A 6,076-nucleotide genomic window follows, 5' to 3' on the forward strand; every position below is an offset into this window, starting at 1 on the left:
CTTTAGGGCGGGGAGCAGTCACTCTGCTACCTCAACCATCGTCTCCCCGTTCTCTTTCATATAGATCCGGACATCCCTCCCCAAAACTCTCTTATGGAAGAGACGGGGCTCATTTCGCCGCAGTTGGACCAGTATGTCCATCGATGTCACATGCAGCTTAATACCCATTTCATCGGCAGCCGCGAAGATCATCCTGGGGATATCGAAGACATCCGTTCCCTCCTTTACGAATAAAGAGATCGGGGCGCGAATCATCATCCACTGCTGAACGGTCCTCTGCGCCCGGGCAATATTCTTGTGAGCCCTCTTCTCCAGAATGCTGATATTGGAGCGGGTGGTCCCCAGCCGATCGGCCACATCCTGCTGAGAGAGGCCCTGATGGCGCATCTGCAGCACCGCAAGCTGCCTTTTGGTCAGAAATGAATAGGAAGATCCTTCAGCTTCTGTATCTGACCTCTCCGAATCATCCATCTTTTCTGCACCTTCTTCGTGTTCAAAAATCATCCTATCATCTCAGAAACTAGAGGTATAAGAAGATATATTCATCCTTTTATCCTTTGACATAGCATCACTAGGATAATCGCAGTCCTCTGTCCAGCCATGCACCTCAGGAGGTAATCGACAGCTACAACCTTCTTGATATCCTGCAGAAGGGCAGCCCCCCCAGAGGCTTCTAGATCCCAAGACCCGCATTATTTAGCAATAATGGACACTTCGAGCCGATAAGGGTTATCTTTATCATTTATCGCCCACTAGCAGAGGCACTATGTCTCTGGATGAGGTTATGGTCACGAAGGCCATTGTTGAAGGCTATCTAGAGAGCTTTCTGGAGAATACAGAGGTAGAGGCAGCATTAGTGGGTGCTGGACCCGCCAATCTGGTAGCGGCCAAGCGTTTGGCCGAGGCGAATATCAAAACAGTGCTCTTTGAGAAAAGGCTCTCCGTCGGTGGCGGTCTATGGGGCGGCGGAATGATGTTTCCCAGGATCGTAGTACAGCAGGCGGCAATTCGCATACTTGAGGAGTATGGCATCCGATATCATGAGCACTGCAAGGGATACTATGTTGCAAATTCAATAGAGACCGTGGCCAAGCTGACGGCTAGGGCAATTGATGCAGGCGCACAGATCGTCAATTTGGTCACAGTTGAGGATGTAATGATTCGTGAGCAGGATCGGGTGGTTGGCCTGGTCATAAACTGGACTGCAGCAGAGATGGCTCAGATTCACGTTGATCCGCTCTGCATTCGAGCCAGGTATGTCATCGACGGCACAGGCCATGAGGCATCGGTCTGCCGGGTGGTGGCACGCAAAATTCCGGGAGCGATCATCGGCATAGATGGGGTAAAGGGCGAGAAGCCCATGTGGGCGGAAGTGGGTGAGAGAACCGTGGTGGAGATGACGCAGGAAGTCTACCCTGGCCTGGTTGTGGCAGGCATGGCTGCTGCTGCCGTCTGCGGCGGCCCGAGAATGGGGCCTATTTTCGGAGGCATGCTCCAATCAGGCGAAAAAGCGGCAGGAATCGTCATCGAGAATCTGAATAAATAATCTAAGATCCTCTCCCACAGGAAGTTCCACAATCTTGATTAAGCTGAATTGAGCTTCATCTGATGATGCTAAAGAATAGATCCATCCTCGTCACCGGAGGTGCAGGCTTCATAGGCAGCCACCTGGTGGAAAGGCTGCTTTTGGATAATGAGGTGACAGTGCTGGATAACTTCAGTTCAGGAAGAATCGAGTTCCTCGAGCCTTATCGGGATATTCCTGATTTTCATCTGCTAACAGGCGACCTCATGAATCCCAAAATTCTGGATAATGCAGTATCAGGAAAGGACTTCATCTTCCATCTGGCCGCCAATCCCGATGTGAAGCTGGGGTCAGAGGACACTCATGTTCATCTGGAGCAGAATGTGCTGGCAACCTACAATCTCCTGGAGGCTATGAGAAAAAATGACGTGCGCCAGATGGCATTCACCTCCACCTCCACCGTCTACGGCGAGGCGGCACAGGTCCCCACTCCAGAGGACTACGGCCCGCTTCTGCCCATCTCCCTCTATGGAGCCTCCAAGCTCTCCTGCGAGGCGCTGATCTCCTCTTACTGCCATACCTTCCAGATGCAGTCCTGGATCTACCGGTTTGCTAATATCGTGGGCGAGCGGGGGACACATGGGGTGCTGGTGGACTTCATCAGAAAGCTACGAGAGAATTCGGGGAAGCTGGAGATCCTGGGCTCAGGAAAGCAACGCAAGTCCTATCTGGAGGTGAAAGATTGCATCCGGGCCATGATTCATGCAGTCGAGCATTCCTCGGGCGAGGTCAATGTCTTCAACATAGGATCTGAGGACTCGGTGGATGTCACCGAGATTGCAGATATTGTGGTCGGGCAGATGGGCCTTGATAGGGTCGAGTATAACTACACCGGTGGGATCGATGGCCGGGGCTGGAGGGGGGACGTAAAACTGATGCTTCTCTCCATTGAGAAGATCAAAAGGCTGGGCTGGAGTCCAGAGCTGGGATCGGCCAGGGCCCTGGAAGTGGCGGTTAGGGCGCTTCTCAAGGATGATTGATGAAATTGATATAAACAAAGATAAAAAATTGCCAGCCCTTTTTTTCAGCTGGATTATTTCACATTGCTAACTGCCCACCTGGTCTCCTTCCACCAGTCGCCCTCCAGCAGAGTGGCATTGTAGCCCATGAGCCGCAGGCTGAAAAAGAGGCTGTAGGCCTCTGGCGTCCCGTAGACCACGGCGGTCCCGGACTCATCCAGCCGGCTGCCGAATAGATCCTCCAGGATGCTGGCATCTTTAATCCCTGAATCTTTATAGATCCTATCCAGGCTCAGGGGCATGGCCTCATTGGTGATTCTGTTCTTGCCGTACTCAGAAAAGTCCCGCGCATCCAGAATGCTGATATCGGATAGCCCAAGCAGGCCATCAAGACTCTCGGGAGTTACCAGGAGCCCTGGCACCACGTGGCTGGTGTAGTTGGTAGGCGTAATAGACGGTGCATTTGCGCTCAGATCCAATCCTGCATTCAGGGCGGCATCAATTCCTCCGTCAAGCAGGCTGATGTCCTCATGCCCCAGGTATGAGAGGGCCCAGAAGACAAAGGGTGCACCATGATCGCTGGAATCGCCATAGATGAGGAGCCGATCGCTTGCGATTATTCCCGCCTGGCCCAGAGCCTCCTGGGCCAGGATCGGATCCAGGACTCCATCCTTTTGCAGGTCCTTCCAGTAAAGGTTGCGAGCGCCTGGGATATGTCCCTCCTGGTACTTTTGAGCAGAGCGCACATCCAGAACAATTCGATCGTTTTCGATCAGATTCGCCCGGGTGAGGATCGAAGCTACAGGATAATCGGCAGACTTATCTTCAATGGTATTCGATTCGGCCTGGGCTTGTGAATTCGGCATGTTCTGCTCGACAGGAGGACTTGGGCTCAGCATGCTGTTCTCATAGGATTCCTTCTGGGCATACCAGCCATCCAGGTTCGTCCAGTCCGGGCAGTCGGGACAGAACTCCCCTGTCTCCGTGCCTGCCAGTGCAGTGCCAAATAGGATAATCAGAGAAGTGGCTGCCAGCAGGGATATGAAAAAAGCAGTTCCTGCAATCTCTCGCTGCTGCTTTTGACCAGATACACCCAAACCCATCCAAATCACTCAGAAGGTATGGATTTTTTCCACTATTTCAGGCTTGCTAATCCTTTGCCCACCCCTGCCTTTCGCCTTTGCTCCTCCTCCTCCCCCCTTCCATTGATCATCGCCAGATCATCCTCCCAAATCCTTAACAGAAACTATAAATACACAATATTGCTCATTGTAGCAGTGTAATATACTATAATGTACTAAAATGCGCATCAAACAAAAACGCTGAATAAGCCACGACTTAGGAGTTGCCGAGATTGAGAGGAACATCGATACGTATGGAGAGGATATTCAACCGCAGTACCGGAAACGCAGTCATAATACCCATGGATCACGGGGTTACCGTTGGACCCATCAAGGGAATCAAGAGCGTCAAGAACATCGCCGATGCCGTAGCTCGGGGGGGAGCGGATGCTGCTGTGGTTCACAAGGGCGCGGCCACCTTCGGCCATCGAGGCTACGGCCGGGATCTCGGCCTGATAATTCACCTTTCCGCTTCCACTGCTCTGGGACCTGATCCGAACAACAAGGTCCTGGTGGCGACGGTGGAGGAGGCTTTAAAGATCGGAGCGGATGCGGTTAGCATTCACGTCAATGTGGGTGCAGAGGACGAGAGCAGAATGCTCTCCACGCTGGGCGAGATCTCCCGCCATTGCCAGGAATGGGGCATGCCTCTCTTAGCGATGATGTACCCCCGGGGAAGAAAGATCAAGGACGAGTACTCTGCAGAGAGCATCGCCCATGCTGCCCGGGTGGGTGCGGAGCTGGGGGCGGATATCGTCAAGACCAACTACTCAGGAGATCCGGATAGCTTTGCCAGTGTGGTCGATAGCTGCCCGGTTCCAGTGGTGATCGCAGGCGGCCCCAAGGTGGAGACGGAACTGGACCTGCTCCGCATGGTGGAGGGGGCGATCGCCTCAGGAGCGCGGGGGGTTGCCATTGGGAGGAACGTCTTCCAGCACCAGGATCCCGAGCTGATCACCAGAAGGATCTGCGGGGTGGTGCACAAAGGGCTCAAGGCGGAAGAGGCGGCATCCTTAGAGAGATCTATAAAAGACTGACCTCCTGCGGAGGCCATTCAACTTAAAGCCGGAGGGGCCAGCAAATATAAAAAGATCTAAAAGCCTCCATTAGTTCGATGAAAGGGCCAGGGAATGTTTCGATCTCAAGGATAGCATCAGCGGTTATTCTCTTCTTATTCCTCCTGGCGGCTGTCTCTTTTTCATATTCCGTTTCTGCAGAGGACGAAGAGAACGGGCGTCCCGATCTGGATATCTCCTCGGTCTATGGCAGGCTGGATACAAATGGCCCTTCGACATTGTACGTCCTGCTGCATAACAATGCTACTGCACAAGCCACCGAGAGACAAGAATCCCAAGAGTTGGATCTTGATCCGGCAAAAGCCAGGGGAATTACAGCAGAGCTTGTTAGCGATGACGAGCGGGTGAGGGTTTTGTCCGGGCCCCAGATGGCCGGCTCCCTTGGTCCGGGTGAGAACACCACGGTGGAGTTCATGGCCCTGGCAGAGGGGGCAGAGGTGGGCATCTATCCCGCCAGGCTCAGGCTGAGCTACTCTCGCCTGGAGAGGGTTTCGATCTCCAGCGAGGACATAGCCCCTGACATCATATTTGTCTATGAGGATCTATCCGAACAGCTGCCTTTGCCGGTCAAGGTGGTCCTCGGGCCGAAGATAATGATACAGGAGATCGAAGGAGCGGCAAGGCCGGGGGAGGCAACTGAGCTTGAGGTTGTGGTGGCCAACGAGGGGGACGAGGCCGCCATTGACCTCCGGCTGGAGGCAAGAGCCAATTCGCCATTCCTCCGGGCAGGGGATGAATTGGTAAATGAATCGGATGAAAAACAAAACTATAAGGACCTCGAGGCGGGATCTGAGGCATCCTTTGAACTCATGGTTCTCACCGAGGGCAATACCACGTCCGGATACGCTCCCCTTCCCTGCAGTATCTCTTACCGGATTTCACCACCCGGGGAGGATATGGACCAGATAGGCAAGGGTAGCGAGAGGCGGGAGGATATTGCTCTCCTGGTGATGGTAGAAGAGGACTCTCATCTTGAGGCATGGATGCTCTTTTTTGCTGGCATTCTCATTATTCTCATCCTGGCGGCGGCATACATTTATTTCAAGAATTTCAAGCGAAATGGGTCAGGCAGGAGCGACTTTGGCAAAAAGAAAAGGCTCCTCGCTATTTTGCATGGGTGAAATTGAATCGGAAACTCTCTGTATCTTTTCGCCTCTGTGGTGAACCGCGATGCTCTGACCCAACCACAGAGGCGCAGAGGAACAAAAGGCCATATTCTCTGCCTTAACTCACCCACATAATTCAGCTAAGAGCCTGATCTTATTCCCCTTTTCTTTGCGGATCATCGGACTTGATATAGCGCATGCTAATTAGGGCAGCTAATGCTCCCAGGCC

The 6,076-nt window shown here is 53.1% G+C and carries 6 protein-coding genes; 4 read left to right on the forward strand and 2 right to left on the reverse strand.

All coding sequences use genetic code 11. The features are described from left to right. Positions 1–18 precede the first annotated feature (18 nt). Entirely contained in the window at positions 19–471 is a 453-nt protein-coding gene (locus tag BP727_RS13515) for a Tfx family DNA-binding protein (RefSeq protein ID WP_048133378.1), read from the reverse strand. Between the two features lie 295 nt (positions 472–766). Between BP727_RS13515 and BP727_RS13520 the strand changes: the two genes are divergently transcribed. Both BP727_RS13520 and BP727_RS13525 read left to right on the forward strand, forming a co-directional pair. Beyond that, positions 767–1,546: a sulfide-dependent adenosine diphosphate thiazole synthase gene (locus BP727_RS13520; protein WP_013720529.1), complete on the forward strand. Its 780-nt coding sequence runs from the start codon at positions 767–769 to the stop codon at positions 1,544–1,546. 62 nt (positions 1,547–1,608) lie between these two features. Then, positions 1,609–2,565 carry an NAD-dependent epimerase/dehydratase family protein gene (locus BP727_RS13525; RefSeq protein WP_013720530.1) on the forward strand — a complete coding sequence of 319 codons (957 nt, stop codon included), beginning with the start codon at positions 1,609–1,611 and terminating at the stop codon, positions 2,563–2,565. Between the two features lie 53 nt (positions 2,566–2,618). Here BP727_RS13525 and BP727_RS13530 read toward each other — a convergent pair whose 3' ends face one another. Further along, on the reverse strand, positions 2,619–3,647 hold the full coding sequence (locus tag BP727_RS13530; RefSeq protein ID WP_013720531.1) for a sulfurtransferase: 1,029 nt from the start codon (positions 3,645–3,647) through the stop codon (positions 2,619–2,621). A gap of 251 nt (positions 3,648–3,898) precedes the next feature. Between BP727_RS13530 and BP727_RS13535 the strand changes: the two genes are divergently transcribed. Both BP727_RS13535 and BP727_RS13540 read left to right on the forward strand, forming a co-directional pair. Beyond that, the gene (locus tag BP727_RS13535; protein ID WP_269798817.1) at positions 3,899–4,702 is read left to right on the forward strand and encodes a 2-amino-3,7-dideoxy-D-threo-hept-6-ulosonate synthase; all 804 of its coding nucleotides are present in this window, start codon (positions 3,899–3,901) and stop codon (positions 4,700–4,702) included. Positions 4,703–4,779: 77 nt separating this feature from the next. Continuing rightward, the gene (locus tag BP727_RS13540) at positions 4,780–5,862 is read left to right on the forward strand and encodes a COG1361 S-layer family protein (protein WP_013720533.1); all 1,083 of its coding nucleotides are present in this window, start codon (positions 4,780–4,782) and stop codon (positions 5,860–5,862) included. The last annotated feature ends 214 nt before the right edge of the window (positions 5,863–6,076 follow it).

This window comes from Methanosaeta sp. UBA356, from assembly GCF_002496465.1.
In the GTDB taxonomy this organism is placed as follows: domain Archaea; phylum Halobacteriota; class Methanosarcinia; order Methanotrichales; family Methanotrichaceae; genus Methanothrix; species Methanothrix soehngenii.

Excerpts from the sequence above, each read along its gene's own strand:
- BP727_RS13515 (WP_048133378.1), bottom strand. The coding sequence starts at position 471 with ATGGATGATTCGGAGAGGTCAGATACAGAAGCTGAAGGATCTTCCTAT.
- BP727_RS13520 (WP_013720529.1), top strand. The coding sequence starts at position 767 with ATGTCTCTGGATGAGGTTATGGTCACGAAGGCCATTGTTGAAGGCTAT.
- BP727_RS13525 (WP_013720530.1), top strand. The coding sequence starts at position 1,609 with ATGATGCTAAAGAATAGATCCATCCTCGTCACCGGAGGTGCAGGCTTC.
- BP727_RS13530 (WP_013720531.1), bottom strand. The coding sequence starts at position 3,647 with ATGGGTTTGGGTGTATCTGGTCAAAAGCAGCAGCGAGAGATTGCAGGA.
- BP727_RS13540 (WP_013720533.1), top strand. The coding sequence starts at position 4,780 with ATGAAAGGGCCAGGGAATGTTTCGATCTCAAGGATAGCATCAGCGGTT.